This window comes from Streptomyces sp. NPDC048603, assembly GCF_043199475.1.
GTDB lineage: Bacteria > Actinomycetota > Actinomycetes > Streptomycetales > Streptomycetaceae > Streptomyces.
Map to the genome: position 1 here is coordinate 418,567 of NZ_JBICVY010000001.1, position 14,404 is coordinate 432,970.

The following is a 14,404-nucleotide window of genomic DNA, read 5'->3' on the forward strand; positions in this document are numbered from 1 at the left end:
CCCGATGATGCGGAGCGGTATGAGCAAGAGGATCTTCGACCTGCCGGTCGGCGAGCGGCTGAGCGCCTCGGTCGGCCTGCGGAAGCTCGGGGACCTCCCCGTCGTGGTCGTCGACCACCCCCGGATACGCGGCGCGGTCACCCTGCAGGGGGCCCAGCTGCTGCTGTGGCAGCAGGCCGGCGAGGAGCCCGTGCTGTGGCTGAGCGAGGAGGCCCGGTACGCGGAGGGCGCGGCCGTGCGCGGCGGAGTGCCCGTGTGCTGGCCGTGGTTCGGGGCGGCCGGCGAGCCCGCGCACGGGTTCGCCCGGATCCTGCCGTGGGAGCTCACCGGGGTCGAGGAGGGCGAGGACCTGGTGGTGCTGACGCTCACGCTCCGGGACGACGCGCGGACCCGCGCGCTGTGGCCGTACGCCTTCACCCTGACCGCCCGGATCGAGCTCGGCGCGGGGCACTGCACGGTCGGCATCGAGGCGGAGGGGGACCACCGGACCACCGGGGCGCTCCACACCTACCTGGGGATCGGCGAGCTGGGCCGGGCGGAGGTCACCGGGGTGGGCGAGCCCTTCGCGGACCGGCTGCGCGACGGTGAACAGGGCCGCCAGGAGGGGCCCTTCACCCCCGCGGGGCACGTGGAGCGGCTCTGGCCCGAGCCGGGGCCGGTGAGCCGGGTCACGGACCGGGTGCTGGGCCGCACCGTCGAGGTGGAGCACCGCGGCCACAGCGACGTACTGGTCTGGAATCCCGGGCCGGAGCTGGCCCGCGGGATGACGGACGTGGCGGACGACGGGTACCGGACGTTCCTGTGCGTGGAGACCGCCCGGATCAGCGAGCCGCTGGTGGCCACCGCCGGCGCCCCGTCACGGCTGGCCGTGACCCTCCGGGTCGTGCGACAGGGGATGTCCCCACAGGTCTTCCTCAGTCCTGGGCGCGGGCGGTGACGGGGGCGTCCGACCGGTCGCCCAGGAACTCGTACCAGCGGTGCCGCAGGCAGAGGTAGCGGGTGTCGGCTTCCACCAGGTCGAGGAAGGACTCGATGGTGGCGCCCAGGCGTTCGCCGAGGCCCTCGTCGGTGAGGGTGCCGTCCTCGGCGAACGCCTGGTGGGCCATGGCCAGGCTGAACATGTCCGGGTACACGCGGGCGCCGAGGTGTTCCAGCGGGACGCGCAGCGCCCACAGGCCGCGGTTGCCGCCCACCATGGACGGGGACGCCGAGACGAGCAGGGACTGCTTGTCCTTGAACGGCTGCGGCCGGAACCGGGACACCCAGTCGACGGCGTTCTTCAGGACGCCGGGGACGGAGGCGTTGTACTCGGGCGAGGCGATGACCACGGCCTGTGCCGCCTCCAGCCGGTCGCGCAGGGCGACGGCGCCGGGCGGCTGCCCGCTCTCCGCCTCGAAGTCCCCGTCGTAGGGGGGCATGGGGAATTCGCCGAGGGTGGCCAGGTCCGCCGTCGCCCCCGCCCGCTCGACCAGCCCGGCGACGAGCGCGGCGAGCATGCTGTTGACGGAGCCTTCGCGGGAGGAGCCGGAGAGCACCAGGACGCGCAGCGAGGCGCGGGGTTCACCGGGGACGCCGGGGGCTCCGATGGCTCCGGGGGCTCCGTCGGGCTGGCTGGCCATGCTGTCTCCCTCGCCGGTACGCCTCGTGACCTCGGTCCGAGCGTCGCACAGGCGGCCCCGGCGACGGCTGCTGACGCGCCGGGACCCCGTTGGCTACCAGTGGCGCGGCTCGGGGCCGGTGACCGGCTCGGACGGTTTGCCGTCCACGCCGAGCGGGACCTCCCCGGCGAGCATCACCCGGTGCATGATCCGGGGGTGGTCCAGGTGGGCGGTGTCCCCCGGGGCGAGGTGGATGGTGGCGCGGTTGTCCCAGAAGGCCACGCTGCCCGGTTCCCAGCGGAACCGGACCGTGTACTCGGGGCGGGTCGCCTGGTCGAGGAGCAGCTCCAGGAGGGGGCCGCTCTCGGTGCGGCTGAGCTCCCGGATCTGCTCCAGGTAGTAGCCGTTGACGAACAGCAGCCGTTCGCCTGTCTCGGGGTGCACACGGACCAGCGGGTGCACGGTGGCGGTCTGGTGGGCCAGCAGGTGGCGTACGTACGCGTCCTCCCCCGCCCGCGGCTGGTAGCCGACGCCGAGCCGGTGTTCGGCGCGGAGGGTGTCGGCGAAGGCGCGCAGCGGCGCGGAGAGCCCCGCGTACGCGGCGGCCAGGTTGGCCCAGGTGGTGTCGCCGCCGTACGGCGGGACGGTCTCGGCGCGCAGGATGGTGGCGGCCGGCGGGTCGATGCGGGCGCCGTGGTCGCAGTGCCAGCCGCGGCGCAGTGTGTGGCGGCGGCGGTCCAGCCATTCGGTGTGGTCCATGCCGAAGCGGCCGCCGAGTTCCAGCCGGTCGGCGGTGGTTTCCACCTCCGGGAAGTCCGGCGGTGAGGCGCTGCCGCGGGAGCCTGGGGTGACGGGTTCGCCGAACCGGCGGGCGAGGGCGACGTGCGCGGCGTGGTCCAGGTACTGCTCGCGGAAGAACAGCACCTTCCAGCGGTGCAGTGCGGCGCGGATGGCCTCGACCTCGTCGTCGGCCAGGGGCGCGGCCAGGTCGGCTCCGGAGATCTCGGCGCCGATGTGGCCCGCGGCCGGTTTCACCTCGATGTGTGCCATGCGGGACTCCTTCGGTTTCCTGGGCCCGGGCGGTTTCCTGGGCCCAGGATGGCCGCGCCGGCCGCGCCGGCCACCGGGGAGTCCGGGCAATGGCCTGAAATGCGGGGGCCGCGTGGCCGGTACCCGCTGCCGCCCCGGCCGGATCAGGCAGATGCGAGCAGGCCCCGGACGAACGCGGCCTGGCCGGCGTGCTGGAGGTCGTCGGAGAGGACGCTGACCAGGCGGACGCCCACGGTGACGGGCGGGTCCCAGCGGGTGTCGATGACCCGGTCGAGGTCGGCGGCGGGCAGGGTGCCCAGGTAGGCGGCCGTGCGGGCGTGCACGGCCTCGAAGTAGGAGAGCAGTTGCTCGCCGGAGGCCGGCTTGACCTCCGCCACCTGCCGGGCGGTGTGGCCGTAGCCGGTGGCCTCCGGCGGGAACGGCAGGGCGAAGCGGCCGGCGAAGCCCTCTGCGAGCCAGGCCTGGTCGCGGCCGGCGAGTTCGGAGACGTGGTCGTCCTGGATCCGGGTGAGGTGCCAGACCAGCCAGCTGATGGAGTTGGCCCGCGGGCCGACGCGGGCGTTGAGCTGTTCCGCGGGGAGGCCGTCCACGGCCTCGTGCACCACGTCGTGGACGCGCTGGAATCCGTCGGTCAGGACGAGGGTGGCCTTCATGTGCCCAGCTTGCCCGTTCCGCGGCCGGCCGGGCGGCAACCCGTCCCGGGCGCCCCGTGGTGTCCCGGTGAGGTCGTCCCCGGGGGTGGACTTCGTCCGGCGGCCGTGGTGGCGGGCGCGTGGGGCGGTGCCCGGGTGGTTGGTTGGGGCTCCGGCCGGGCCGCCCGGCCGGTACGGGATCAGGAGGTCCAGGATGGCGACGCCGCCCAAACCGGACGATGCGAAGGTCGAAGCCTTCATGGAGAAGGCCCTCGGGGACCTCAGCGGGACGATGGCCGCCGGTCTCTGCGCCCTCGGTGACCGGCTCGGACTGTTCCGGAGCCTGGCGGAGCACGGCCCGGCCACCAGCGCGGAGCTGGCGGACCGACTGGACCTGAAGGAGCGTTACGTACGGGAGTGGCTGCGCGGGCTGACCGCCTCCGGCTACCTGACGGAACTGGGCAGCGGGCGGTTCTTCCTGCCCAACGAGCACGTCCCGGCGCTCGCCGATGACTCGGGGGCCCTGTTCCTGGGTGGCGTGTACCAGATGCTGCCCGGGCTCTGGGCCCCGTACGAGCAGCTGGCGCAGGCGTTCCGGGCGGGTGGCGGGGTGCGGCAGGAGGACTATCCGCCGTCGCTGTGGGACGGCATGAGCCGGTTCACCGGCAGCTGGTTCGAGACCGTGATGATCGACGAGTGGCTCTCCACGTTCCCGCACGTGGTCGAGCGGCTGGAGGAGGGCGTCGAGGTCGCGGACGTCGGCTGCGGGGCCGGCCGCGCGCTGCTCGTGCTCGCGCGGGCCTTCCCCCGGTCCCGGTTCACCGGGTTCGACAACTTCCCCGGACAGGTCGAACGGGCCCGGGCGAACGCCGAGCGGGCGGGCCTGACGGACCGGGTGTCCTTCGGGACGGCGGACGCGGCCCGGGGGCTGCCCGGCCGGTACGACCTGATCACCACCTTCGACGTGATCCACGACGCGGCGGAGCCGGAGCGGATCCTCGCCGCCGTCCGGTCCGCGCTGCGGGACGACGGCGACTACCTGATGCTGGAGACCAACTCCCGGGACCGTGCCGAGGAGAACCTCGGGCCGGTCGCCTCGCTCATGTACGGGTTCAGCGTCTTCTACTGCATGACCACCTCGCTGGCCGACGGCGGGGCGGCGCTGGGGACCTGCGGGCTGCCGGAGTCCACGGTGCGCGAACTGTGCGCGGGTGCCGGGTTCGGCGAGGTGGTCCGGTCGACGAAGGAGGACCCGTTCAACGTGCTGTACGACATCAGGCCGTAGCGCGGGGGCCGGACCACGGGGCCCGGGGGCGGGGCCGGAGCGGGGCCGGACCGAGCCGGGCCGGGGCCGTGGCCGGTCAGATGCCCGCGCCCGCCCTGGTCTCGTGCACGGCCCACTGGTGGTCGAGGACGTCGATCACCTCCTCGTCCGGTACCTGGTCGAAGTGGTCGTACCACTGGCCCACCGCCCGGAACGGGTACGGCTGGTACGGGCAGACCACCCGGTCGGCCTCGCGGGCGAGGTCGGCCACGGCCTGCCGGGCGCCCACCGGGACGGCCAGCACGACCCGTCCGGGTCGCCGGGTGCGCACCGCCCGGACGGCGGCCCGTGCGGTGACCCCGGTGGCCAGGCCGTCGTCGACCAGGATCACCGTCCTGCCCTCCAGCCGCGGCTCCGGCCGGTGCCGCCGGTAGATCACCTCCCGGCGGTGGGCCTCGGCGCGCTCCCGGGCGACGTCGGGCATGAGTTCGTCCTCGGTCAGGCCGAGCATCTCCATGACGCGGTCGTCGAACAGCGGCGGGGCGTCCCCGACGACCGCCCCGATGCCGACCTCGGGGTTGCCGGGCATCCCGATCTTCCGTACGACGAGCACGTCGAGCGGGGCCCCGGTCTCCCGGGCCACCTCGTGCCCCACCGGCACTCCGCCACGGGGCAGAGCCAGCACGATGGGGTGCACCATCGGGCCGCCGGCCTTTCCGATCTCCACGGCCAGCAGCCGTCCGGCCGCCCGCCTGTTGAGCAGCGTGCGCATCGCGTCACCTCCCGCTGCCCGGCACCTGTCCCGGCCGGCCCCGGCTAAACCCCGTGCGCGGTGCCGGTCCGAGCGCCCAGTGACGTTTCTGTGGTGAACGCGGTGAGCCGTCCGGGTGAGTAAAGCGCGCGTATGCAGAAGTTCTGGTCATGATCTAGAAAGCATCTGTTTTCGGTAAAGGAATGCCGTGTTCGGTAAAGGAATGCAACACCGGAACGGTGCTCCTCCGCCCACGTGCGAGCCGAACCGACCTCCGAGGAGTCACGCTTTGACGTACGGGAACAAGCTGCGGGCCGCGATCGCCGAGCCGGGCACCACTCCCCTGATCGGGGTGTACGACATGTACTCGGCGTCCATCGCCGCCGAGCACTACGACGGCATGTTCGTCTCCGGCTTCGGCTTCGCCGCGTCCTACTACGGACTGCCTGACATCGGCTTCATCGCCTGGCCCGACATGGTGGCCTTCGTGCAGCGCCTGCGCGGCGCGTTCCCCGGGCACCACCTGCTCGTGGACATCGACGACGGGTACGTCGACCCGGAAGTGGCATGCCACGTGGTCGAGGGGCTGGAGCGGATCGGCGCGTCCGGGGTCATCCTCGAGGACCAGAAGCGGCCGCGCCGCTGTGGGCACGCAGACGGCAAGCAGGTGCTGCCCCTCACCGAGTACCTGGAGAAGCTGGAGTTGGTGCTGGCCACCCGGCGCGACCTGGTCGTGGTGGCCCGGACCGACGCCACGGACGAGGCGGACATCCTGCACCGTGCGGAACAACTGGCGGCCACCGACGCGGACGTGGTGCTGGTGGACGGGGTCCGCAGCGTGGAGTGGATCCGCCGGATCAGGAAAGTGGTGGGCGACAAGCCGCTGCTCTTCAACCAGATCGGGGGCGGCAAGTCGCCGCGCCTCTCGCTCGGGGAGCTCGCGGATCTCGGCGTCGACGTCGCGATCTACAGCACGCCCTGCCTGTTCGCGGCGCACCACGCGATGGACGCGGCGCTCAGTGAGCTCAAGGGCTCCGACGGGCGGCTGCCCGCCCCGGGGGCGGGGGGTGACGTCGGCGTGGGCGAGTCCACCAGGCTGCTGGCGCGGAACATCGCGCGGCACCGGCCGGTGCGGGAGAGGGTGCGGGTGTGAGGGCGGGCGGGGCGGGCGTGGGGGTGCTCGCCGCCGTGCTCGCCTGGGGTGCGGCCGCCCCCGCCGTCGCCCCCGCCGTCGCCGCCGACGGTCTGATCACCGTGATCGACAACTCGCACGCGGACTCGGTGGTGGAGGTGGACCGGTCGGCCAATCTGCAGGTCGGCAGCGGCGGTGCTGCGGGCAGCGACCAGGAGGGCAGTGCGGTGGACGTGCTGGCCACGCTGGTCGAGGGGGGCAGTGGCGGGGCGCGGAGGGCCTGAGGGCGTACCGGGGCCGGGGCCGGGACCGGGGGCACTACACCGGCTGGGCGGGGTGTCCCGGTGTGCCCACCCGTCCCGCCCTGCGGGACGCCTGCCCACACCGGGGGGGTGGGGCGGGATGCCTGCCCACACCGGGGGCCTGCCCGCACCGAGAGGTTGGGGGCGGGATGCCCCCGCCGGGGGCTACGGCAGGATCTCGGTCAGGGTCCGGCGGGCGACTTCGGCGAGTACCGGGTTGCGGCCTCCGCGGTAGTAGTGCACGGCCGTCAGGCCGAAGCAAAGGGCCCAGCCGCGCCCGCGCAGCCAGGTCGCCGCATCCGGGGCGGCGGCGTCCCGGAACGCCTGCCGGGTCCCGGCGGACAGCAGGGTCCAGGCCGGCATCAGGTCACAGGCGGGGTCACCGGAGCCGGCCCCGCCGAAGTCGATGACGGCGCTGAGCCGGCCGCGGTGGGCGAGCAGGTTGCCCGGCAGGAGGTCGGCGTGCACCCAGACCGGGTCGCCCTCCCACTGCGGCAGGGCCAGACTCTCCTCCCACACGGCGGTCGCGGCGGCCCCGTCCACGGTGCCGTCGGCTCCCAGGTCCGCGATGGCCGCCCGGACGTCCCGGTCCCGGCCGCCCAACGGGCCGCCCCGGAAGGACCGGGGCACGCCGGTGGCGTCGACCTGCCGGAGCGCCGCGACGAAGCCGCCGAGTGCGACCGCCGTCCCGTACGGGTCGGCGGCCGGCGCGTCGATGAGGTTCTCGCCCTCCAGCCAGCGGTACACCGACCACGGGAAGGCGTAGCCCTCGCCGGGTACGCCGCGCTCCACGGGGACCGGCACGGACAGCGGCAGCCGCCCGGCCAGGCGGGGCAGCAGCCGGTGTTCCTTCTCGACCTGCCCGACGGCACCGGGGATGCGCGGGAGGCGTACGGCCAGCTCCCCGCCCAGCCGGTACATCGCGTTGTCGGTGCCGGCGGAGGGGACCTCGGTCACGGGCAGGTGCGCCCAGCGCGGGAACTGCTCCGCGACGAGCGCCCGGACGAGATCGGCGTCGATGCCGACCTCGTCGGCGTGCATCCTGCTCCCCTGCGGCTGCGCGGTGGTCATGGTCCTCCAGGCCTGATCGGACGCCGCGGTGTGCGGTCCCGCCGGACCCTATGCCGCCACCACCGCGCCGGGCCAGCGGATTTCCGGTCCGGCTGCCATCATGCGGGCATGGCAACCGGACTGACGGGACACCGGTGGGACGAACGGGCGCAGGAACGGATCGAGGGGATCGTCCGGCGGCTCGTGGAGTCCGGCGAGGAGACCGGCCTGCAGGTGGCCGTCTACGTGGACGGCGAACCGGCCGTGGACGTGTACGCGGGCACCGGCGGACGGGCGGACGGTGCCCCGCCCCGCCCGGTCGGACCGGACACGCCGATCCACAGCTTCTCGACCGGTAAGGGGTTCACCGCCACGCTGGTCCACGTGCTGGCCGAGCGCGGGCTCATCGAGTACGAGGCCCCGGTCGCCCGGTACTGGCCGGAGTTCGGGACGCACGGCAAGGAGCGGGCCACCGTGTGGCACGCGCTGACGCACACGCTCGGCATCCCCCAGCTGCCCGCCCGGCTGACCCCGGCCGAGCTCTGCGACTGGGACACCATGTGCGGGGTGGTCGCCGGCCTGGAGCCGCTGTGGGAACCGGGCACGGCCGGCGGCTACCACGGCTGGACGTTCGGCTGGATCCTCGGCGAGACCGTGCGCCGGGTGACCGGCCTGACCCCGGGCGCGGCGCTGCGGGAGTACGTGTCCGGACCGCTCGGGGTCGCGGACGAGCTGTTCTTCGGGCTGCCGGAGGAGGCGGTGGGGCGCGCCGCACCGCTGGTGGAGGGCGACTGGGCGGCATGGCTGGCGGACCTGCCGGAGTCGGCGCCGTTCCGCCGGTTCGTGGTGCCGAACCCCGGACTGTGGACCACCGCCGAGCTCGCCAACCGCCCGGACTACCTGCGCGCCGACCTGCCCGCCTGCGGTACGACGACGGCCCGCGCGGCGGCCCGGCTGTACGCGGCCCTGCTCGGCGAGGTGGACGGCGTACGGCTGCTGCCGCCGGAGCGGACGGAGCGGGTGGCGGCCGTGGCGGTCGAGGGGAAGGACCGGATGCTGCTGGGCCGGTACGCCAAGGGGCTCGGCTACTTCCTGGGGCTCCCGGCGATGGGCGGCGACCGGTCCTGCTTCGGGCACCACGGCAGCGGCGGCAGCATCGCCTTCGCCGACCGCACCCACGGACTGTCCTTCGCGCTCACCCGGACCCGGCTGGTCGGAGGCGCGTCGGACACCACGGCCCGGCTGCTGGCCGGAGAGGTCCGGTCACTGGTACCGCCGGTGCACTGAGGCGGGCTCGTACGCCAGGGGGACACCGTCACGCATGACCCGGCGCGCCACCGCGATGGCGGACGGCCGGAGTTCCGCCTCGATGCGCGTCCGGCCGGGCCCGTCGACCGTGATCGCCGCGGGGTGGTGCGGAGTGCCGGCCAGGCGTTTGATGCGCTGGGCCTCCGAAGGCCATGGGGCGGCCTCGCAAGGGGTGTCCTGCGCGCCGGGGCGGTCCGGCGGGGCACCGGCCCGTCGCTCGCGCAGACCTGCCGTGTGACGGGCGACCCGGTCCCAGAGCACCTCCTCCGGCCGGGCCGTGGCGGAGCGGTCCCGGACGACGGTCCTCGCCTCGACGGCCAGGCGGTGCGTCTCGACGACGACCGCGCGGGCGAGGCTCCGGTCGCGCAGTGCGGCGATGACCGCCTCCGTGGAGGCCGCCCGGGCCGAGGCGTCGTCGGCCGCGAGCGCCGCGCGCCGGGTGGCCGGTCCGGTGAGCCACAGCAGCAGGCGGACCGTCCCGGTGGCGGCGGCACCGGGGAGCCACAGCGCCCATGTTCCGGCCCGGGTGCGGGCGTTGAAGCGGCGGGCTCCCTCCATCACGTCTGCCGCGTGCCGGGCGTCGGACATCCCGTTCGCGGGGACGACCGCCCGGCCGGGCGGTCGCATCAGGTCCGCGCCTGCGGTCAGCGACCGGAGGGCCATGCCGACGAAGGCGCCCCGCCGGACGTTGCCGGGATCGAGGTCCGCCATTGCGCGGGCCAGGACGGCGACGCGTTGCCGCGGGGAGTGGGTGGCCCAGAGCGGAACACCGAGGGCGAGGCAACGCCGGCGGAGGAACCCGTGGGTGAACACGGCCGCGGCGCATTCCGCGGTGAGCTGCACCGTGTCGGGGCGGCGTACTCCGACCGCGTCCGCGATCCGGTCCAGCAGCTCGAACAGGGCCGGCGCATCGGCTCGGCGCAGTGTCGGCAGGTCGGGATCCAGCCGCCTCAGGCGCGGGCGCAGCACCAGGGCCATGATGACCAGCGGCAGTCCCAGCAGGGGTCGGACGACGGTCGTGAAGCCGAGCACGATCAACAGCACCCCGCTGAGCAGGAGTCCTGCCGTCAGGAGATGGACCGCTCCCGCGACGACGTACGCGGCGACCGTGGCCACCCCGGCGCGCCCCGTGCCCCCCGGCCCGGTACGACGGTCTTCCAGCACCGGCACCCCTCCTCGACGAACGGCCTTGCCCCGACAGTGCCGATACCACCGGCATACCGGGCTCCTCACCACCGACTTGAGCAAGATCTGAGCCCCGGTCCTGCCCGCGCCCCGCCGGCAGGACCGGCCGGCCGGGAGGTCAGCGGACGCCGTGGGGGCGGAACTGGATGCTGATGCGGGGGCCGACGGCACGGGTGGACTTGAGGACGGCGTGTTCCCAGGTGCGCTGGCAGGAGCCGCCCATCACGGCCAGGTCGCCGTGGCCCAGGGGCAGCCGGAGGGCGGCCGGGCCGCCGCCGTGCGGGCGCAGGGCCAGGTCGCGCGGGTCGCCCACGGAGAGGATCGCCACCATGGTGTCCTCGCGGGAGGAGCGGCCGGTGCGGTCGCCGTGCCAGGCCACGCTGTCGCGGCCGTCGCGGTAGAAGCACAGGCCAGCGGTGGTGAAGGGCTCCCCCAGTTCGGCGGCGTAGTGCCGGGACAGGGCCGCGCGGGCCTCCGCGAGGACGGGGTGCGGCAGCGGCTGCCCGTCACCGTAGAAGGAGAGCAGCCGGGGCACGTCGACGTCCTGCTCGTACATCCGGCGGCGCTCGGCCCGCCAGGGGACGGTGGCGGCCAGTTCCTCGAACAGGGCGTCGGCGCCGGTGAGCCAGCCCGGCAGGAGGTCCACCCAGGCGCCGCTGCCGAGCTCCCGCCGGCGCAGCCCGTCGAGCGGGGCGAGGCGGATGTCGTCGGTCTGGTCGAAGAGCGATCCCTGGAGTGGCGCGTGCATGCGTCCACGCTACTCCGGAATACGAACATGTGCACGAATTTGGGGCTCGGCTGGTGGCGGGTGAGCGGGACGTGCGCGTGCCGGGCAGGTTTGGAGGCCGCCCCCACGGGCAGCCGCGCCTCATGAACGACTTCCCCCAGGGCGGCGCCGTGAGCGCACCCGTGGACGACCAGGCCGACCACCGCCGTCCGCCCGTCGGAGCGCCGGCCGAGGCCGCCGTACAGACGCCGCTCACCGAGCGGAAGGTCGACCTCGACCGGCTGGCCGAGGAGCACCTCGCCTCGGCCCGGGCCGACGAGCACGGCCGCAGCGCCCTGCTGGTGCTGCGGGACGCCCCGCTGCGGCAGGCGGTCATCGCGCTGACCGCCGGCACCCGGCTGGGGGAGCACAGCAGCCCGCCGGCGGCATCACTGCAGGTGCTGCGGGGCACGGCACAGGTGACCACCGAGGACGCGGTGGTCGAGCTGCCGGCGGGCGCCCTGTTCCTGCTCCCGGACGGGCGGCACGCGGTGGTCGGCGTCACGGACACGGCCCTGCTGCTCACGGCCGTCAATCCGTGACCCCGTTCCGTTCCGGGCCGCCCGCCGCCCGGAGCCGTTACGACAGCTTGCCGTCGTAGTCCGGGAGCTTGAAGGTGCGCTCGGCGTGGCCGCCGACCAGGTCGCTCTGCTTGTTGCCGATGTTGGCGATGATCGTGTAGCCGCGGGCCTCGATCTCGGCGCGCTTGGCCGTCTTGTAGGCGCTGACCTCGTCGAACAGGTCGGGCAGGTCCCGGACGTAGAGGCCGGTGACCGGGTAGCCGACCGCCTTGAGGTTGTACTGGGTGAGCGACTGGATGATGCCGGGGCGGGCGGTCACGAAGAAGATCGCGGCGCCGTGGGCGTGGGCGTACTGGACCAGGTCGCGGACCTTGGCGATGGCCGGGGTCGGGAAGGTCCAGAAGTAGTGGAAGTCCGTCTCCAGAGAGGAGTTGTCGATGTCGAGGACGATCGCCGGCTTCTGCCCGGCCGGGGCGTTGGCCAGGCGCTGCTCCACGTAGGGGCGGGCCCCGTCGATGACGGTGGCGACATCGCGCTGCCAGGTGCCGTAGTCGATGCCCAGGATGGCCGCGTTGCCACCGGGGGCCCAGGCGGCGGACGCGGTGGAGGCGGCGGGCGCCTCGGCGCGCTGCGGGGCGGGGGCGGCCTGGGCCGTCGTCGCCGGGACCAGGGCGAGAACGGCGGCGGCCGCCGTCGCGGCGGCCGCGGTGGCGGCGGCGCGCGACGGGCGGGGCGTACGGGGCGTGCGGATGCCGGGGTGGCGCATGGGGGGCTCCTCGATCAGCATGCTGATGGCATGGACACGCCCAGGGTTGGGCATGATCAAGCCATGTGTCTACTGGTCGGTAGCAAACTCTTCGTTGCCGCCGGGTGAAGCCCTGATCCAAAACCCCCGAAGGGGCCCGCGCCGGGCAACCGCCCGGCGCGGGAAGGGGGTTGGGCTCCCGGCTACGCCCCGGGCGCGGATCCCCTGATCAGTCCTGGCACTGGCCGGTGCGCTGCCCCGTGACCGTGACGCCGTCCAGCCGGGGGGCCGGGTCGTTGTCGGTGCAGCGCAGCGGACCGTCCACCCGGGCCCCGGACAGCTCCACTCCGCCGGTGTTCCGCTCCACGGTCAACGGGCCGACGACGGTGTTCCCGGCGCAGGGCGCGGCACCGTCGCCGCCGTTCCCGGCAAGCACCTGTCCGGTCGTGCCGGCGACGGTCACCGGCCCGGTGACCGAGGTCCCGCAGACCGTCAGGGCGAGGGCGCCCTCCGTGGAGAAGGGGCCGGTGACCACTGCACCGGTGACCGCCAGGGCGCCGCCCGCCCGGACCCGGACCGGTCCGCTCTGGGTGGCGTCGGGACCGATGCACAGGGCCTCTCCGGCGCCCACGGTCAGTGCGCCCCGGTGGGATCCGGTCAGGCACGGGCCGCTGAAGCCGACCGTGACCTGTGTGGGGGCGGGGGTGACGGCGGGTTCCAGGGCCTCACCGCCGGAGAACCGGGCGGTGAAGGAGTGGGCGCCCGGCTGGAGCGTGCCGGTACGCAGCCGGGCCCGGCCGTTCTCCAGGGTCGCGGTGCCCAGCACGGTCTCGCCGTCCCGAAACTCCACCGTGCCGGCCGGGGTGCCGGCGGCCGGGTTCGCCGCGTCGACGGTGGCCGTGAGGGTGACGGGGCGGCCGAACAAGGGGGCGCTCTCGTCCGAGGCGAGCCGCACCGTGCTGCCGTAGCGGAAGGTGATCACGGCCTTGCCGTTGCCCTGCTGCACGCCCGCCCGCAGGGTGGCGTCGCGGACGGAGTCGGCCGCATGGCCGCTGCCGCCGCCACCGCCCGCCCCGTACAGGTTGTCGGGGTTGCCGCCGCCGGAACCGCCACCGCCGCCGTGCCAGCCGCCGCCACCACCGCCACCGCCGTTGCCGCCGCGCGCGCCGTTGCCGCCCGCGCCCCCGCTGCCGGGGTTGACGGTGCCGTACCAGTTGTCGATGTCGCCGCCGGAGCCCCCGGGCGCGCCCAGGGGGGAGCGGGGACCGCCGGCACCGGGCGCGGTCTGGGTGCCGCCGCCGCCCGCGGAGCCGGAGTTCTCGGGACCGCCGCCCTGGCCGCCGGGCTCGCCGGCCGGACCGCCGCCGTGGCCGCCGCGCAGCAGTGGGCCGCCGTTGCCCGCTCCGCCGCCGGCGCCCGCGACCATCACCCGCTCGTACGGGCCGAAGGCGCCGGTGCGGAGGTCGGTGGCGCCACCGCCGGAGCCGCCGCCGCCGTGCGCCCCGCCGCCGCCCGAGCCGTGGCCGTAGCCGCCGGGACGGGCGTACTCACCGCGCCGGGAGGAGCCGGGTATGCCCGCGGCACCGACGGTGAGCTGGAGGGTCTGGCCGGGGGTGACGGCGAGGGTGCCGCGGGTCTCGCCGCCGAGGCCGCCCGGGGCCCCCTCGTTCGGCGGGTTGGGGCTGACGAAGCCGGCCGCGCTGCCGCCCTCGGCCCCGTACAGGGCGACGGTGACGGCGGTAACCCCGTCCGGGACGGTGAACACGTCGGTGCCGGTGGCGGTGTAGGCGCAGGTGGGTGTGGCGGGTGCGGCCTCGGTGAGGACACCGTGCGCGCCGCAGGGGGAGACGGCCGGACTCGCCGGCTCCGCCGGCGCCGCCTGGTCCGCCTCTTCGGCGGCGGCGGTCGCGGGCGTCAGTGCAGCGGCGAGGAACACGGCCGCGGCGGCCGGCAGCAGCGGCCTGAACTTCTTCTTCACGAGCGGGAGTTGCCTTTCGGAACGGGGCCGGGGCCTGAAGTCCGGGCGCAGCGCCGGGCGCCGGTGGGCGGCTCGGCCTGGCCCGGCTGCGGAGGCGGGGGCCGGTGCCGGAGTCGGTGCGG

General features: G+C 75.0%; 15 protein-coding genes. 6 read left to right on the forward strand and 9 right to left on the reverse strand.

The window, feature by feature from the left end; translation table 11 throughout:
• The first annotated feature begins 19 nt into the window (after window positions 1-19).
• Window positions 20-937, forward strand: a complete 918-nt coding sequence (locus tag ACGFQ9_RS02090; RefSeq protein ID WP_393570205.1) for a D-hexose-6-phosphate mutarotase — start codon at window positions 20-22, stop codon at window positions 935-937.
• Here ACGFQ9_RS02090 and ACGFQ9_RS02095 read toward each other — a convergent pair.
• The 3 genes from ACGFQ9_RS02095 to ACGFQ9_RS02105 form a co-directional block, all read right to left on the reverse strand.
• Complete coding sequence (locus tag ACGFQ9_RS02095; protein ID WP_393570788.1) at window positions 915-1,547, reverse strand: NADPH-dependent FMN reductase; 633 nt, start codon at window positions 1,545-1,547, stop codon at window positions 915-917. The two genes, ACGFQ9_RS02090 and ACGFQ9_RS02095, sit on opposite strands and share 23 nt — an antisense overlap.
• Window positions 1,548-1,712: 165 nt before the next feature.
• On the reverse strand, window positions 1,713-2,648 hold the full coding sequence (locus ACGFQ9_RS02100) for a TauD/TfdA dioxygenase family protein (RefSeq protein ID WP_393570207.1): 936 nt from the start codon (window positions 2,646-2,648) through the stop codon (window positions 1,713-1,715).
• 143 nt (window positions 2,649-2,791) lie between these two features.
• Complete coding sequence (locus ACGFQ9_RS02105; protein ID WP_393570209.1) at window positions 2,792-3,301, reverse strand: DinB family protein; 510 nt, start codon at window positions 3,299-3,301, stop codon at window positions 2,792-2,794.
• A gap of 193 nt (window positions 3,302-3,494) precedes the next feature.
• Between ACGFQ9_RS02105 and ACGFQ9_RS02110 the strand changes: the two genes are divergently transcribed.
• Complete coding sequence (locus tag ACGFQ9_RS02110; RefSeq protein ID WP_393570211.1) at window positions 3,495-4,565, forward strand: methyltransferase domain-containing protein; 1,071 nt, start codon at window positions 3,495-3,497, stop codon at window positions 4,563-4,565.
• A 76-nt stretch (window positions 4,566-4,641) separates the two neighbouring features.
• Here the strand turns inward: ACGFQ9_RS02110 and ACGFQ9_RS02115 are convergent, their stop codons facing one another.
• On the reverse strand, window positions 4,642-5,316 hold the full coding sequence (locus tag ACGFQ9_RS02115) for a phosphoribosyltransferase (RefSeq protein ID WP_393570213.1): 675 nt from the start codon (window positions 5,314-5,316) through the stop codon (window positions 4,642-4,644).
• 268 nt (window positions 5,317-5,584) lie between these two features.
• Between ACGFQ9_RS02115 and ACGFQ9_RS02120 the strand changes: the two genes are divergently transcribed.
• Both ACGFQ9_RS02120 and ACGFQ9_RS02125 read left to right on the forward strand, forming a co-directional pair.
• Window positions 5,585-6,448 (forward strand): oxaloacetate decarboxylase, encoded by an 864-nt coding sequence (locus ACGFQ9_RS02120; RefSeq protein ID WP_393570214.1) that lies wholly within the window; start codon window positions 5,585-5,587, stop codon window positions 6,446-6,448.
• Window positions 6,445-6,711: a hypothetical protein gene (locus tag ACGFQ9_RS02125; protein WP_393570216.1), complete on the forward strand. Its 267-nt coding sequence runs from the start codon at window positions 6,445-6,447 to the stop codon at window positions 6,709-6,711. The genes ACGFQ9_RS02120 and ACGFQ9_RS02125 overlap by 4 nt, the downstream gene beginning before the upstream one ends.
• A gap of 183 nt (window positions 6,712-6,894) precedes the next feature.
• Here the strand turns inward: ACGFQ9_RS02125 and ACGFQ9_RS02130 are convergent, their stop codons facing one another.
• A complete protein-coding gene (locus ACGFQ9_RS02130) occupies window positions 6,895-7,800 on the reverse strand; it encodes an aminoglycoside phosphotransferase family protein (protein WP_393570218.1) in 906 nt (301 codons plus the stop codon).
• Window positions 7,801-7,908: 108 nt separating this feature from the next.
• On the opposite strand from ACGFQ9_RS02130, the gene ACGFQ9_RS02135 reads away from it, so the two are divergent.
• Window positions 7,909-9,066 (forward strand): serine hydrolase domain-containing protein, encoded by a 1,158-nt coding sequence (locus tag ACGFQ9_RS02135; protein ID WP_393570220.1) that lies wholly within the window; start codon window positions 7,909-7,911, stop codon window positions 9,064-9,066.
• On the opposite strand, the gene ACGFQ9_RS02140 is transcribed toward ACGFQ9_RS02135, so the two are convergent.
• Window positions 9,043-10,251 (reverse strand): M48 family metallopeptidase, encoded by a 1,209-nt coding sequence (locus ACGFQ9_RS02140; protein ID WP_393570222.1) that lies wholly within the window; start codon window positions 10,249-10,251, stop codon window positions 9,043-9,045. The genes ACGFQ9_RS02135 and ACGFQ9_RS02140 overlap by 24 nt on opposite strands.
• Window positions 10,252-10,390: 139 nt before the next feature.
• Entirely contained in the window at window positions 10,391-11,020 is a 630-nt protein-coding gene (locus ACGFQ9_RS02145; protein WP_393570224.1) for an alpha-ketoglutarate-dependent dioxygenase AlkB, read from the reverse strand.
• Between the two features lie 260 nt (window positions 11,021-11,280).
• On the opposite strand from ACGFQ9_RS02145, the gene ACGFQ9_RS02150 reads away from it, so the two are divergent.
• Window positions 11,281-11,580: a cupin gene (locus ACGFQ9_RS02150; RefSeq protein ID WP_393570790.1), complete on the forward strand. Its 300-nt coding sequence runs from the start codon at window positions 11,281-11,283 to the stop codon at window positions 11,578-11,580.
• A 37-nt stretch (window positions 11,581-11,617) separates the two neighbouring features.
• Here the strand turns inward: ACGFQ9_RS02150 and ACGFQ9_RS02155 are convergent, their stop codons facing one another.
• Entirely contained in the window at window positions 11,618-12,325 is a 708-nt protein-coding gene (locus ACGFQ9_RS02155; protein ID WP_393570226.1) for an HAD family acid phosphatase, read from the reverse strand.
• 208 nt (window positions 12,326-12,533) lie between these two features.
• Window positions 12,534-14,282, reverse strand: coding sequence for an Ig-like domain-containing protein (locus ACGFQ9_RS02160; RefSeq protein WP_393570228.1), 1,749 nt, complete (start codon window positions 14,280-14,282; stop codon window positions 12,534-12,536).
• Between the last annotated feature and the right edge of the window lie 122 nt (window positions 14,283-14,404).

Excerpts from the sequence above, each read along its gene's own strand:
- ACGFQ9_RS02145 (WP_393570224.1), bottom strand. The coding sequence starts at position 11,020 with ATGCACGCGCCACTCCAGGGATCGCTCTTCGACCAGACCGACGACATC.
- ACGFQ9_RS02105 (WP_393570209.1), bottom strand. The coding sequence starts at position 3,301 with ATGAAGGCCACCCTCGTCCTGACCGACGGATTCCAGCGCGTCCACGAC.
- ACGFQ9_RS02115 (WP_393570213.1), bottom strand. The coding sequence starts at position 5,316 with ATGCGCACGCTGCTCAACAGGCGGGCGGCCGGACGGCTGCTGGCCGTG.
- ACGFQ9_RS02100 (WP_393570207.1), bottom strand. The coding sequence starts at position 2,648 with ATGGCACACATCGAGGTGAAACCGGCCGCGGGCCACATCGGCGCCGAG.
- ACGFQ9_RS02090 (WP_393570205.1), top strand. The coding sequence starts at position 20 with ATGAGCAAGAGGATCTTCGACCTGCCGGTCGGCGAGCGGCTGAGCGCC.
- ACGFQ9_RS02110 (WP_393570211.1), top strand. The coding sequence starts at position 3,495 with ATGGCGACGCCGCCCAAACCGGACGATGCGAAGGTCGAAGCCTTCATG.
- ACGFQ9_RS02135 (WP_393570220.1), top strand. The coding sequence starts at position 7,909 with ATGGCAACCGGACTGACGGGACACCGGTGGGACGAACGGGCGCAGGAA.
- ACGFQ9_RS02155 (WP_393570226.1), bottom strand. The coding sequence starts at position 12,325 with ATGCGCCACCCCGGCATCCGCACGCCCCGTACGCCCCGCCCGTCGCGC.
- ACGFQ9_RS02130 (WP_393570218.1), bottom strand. The coding sequence starts at position 7,800 with ATGACCACCGCGCAGCCGCAGGGGAGCAGGATGCACGCCGACGAGGTC.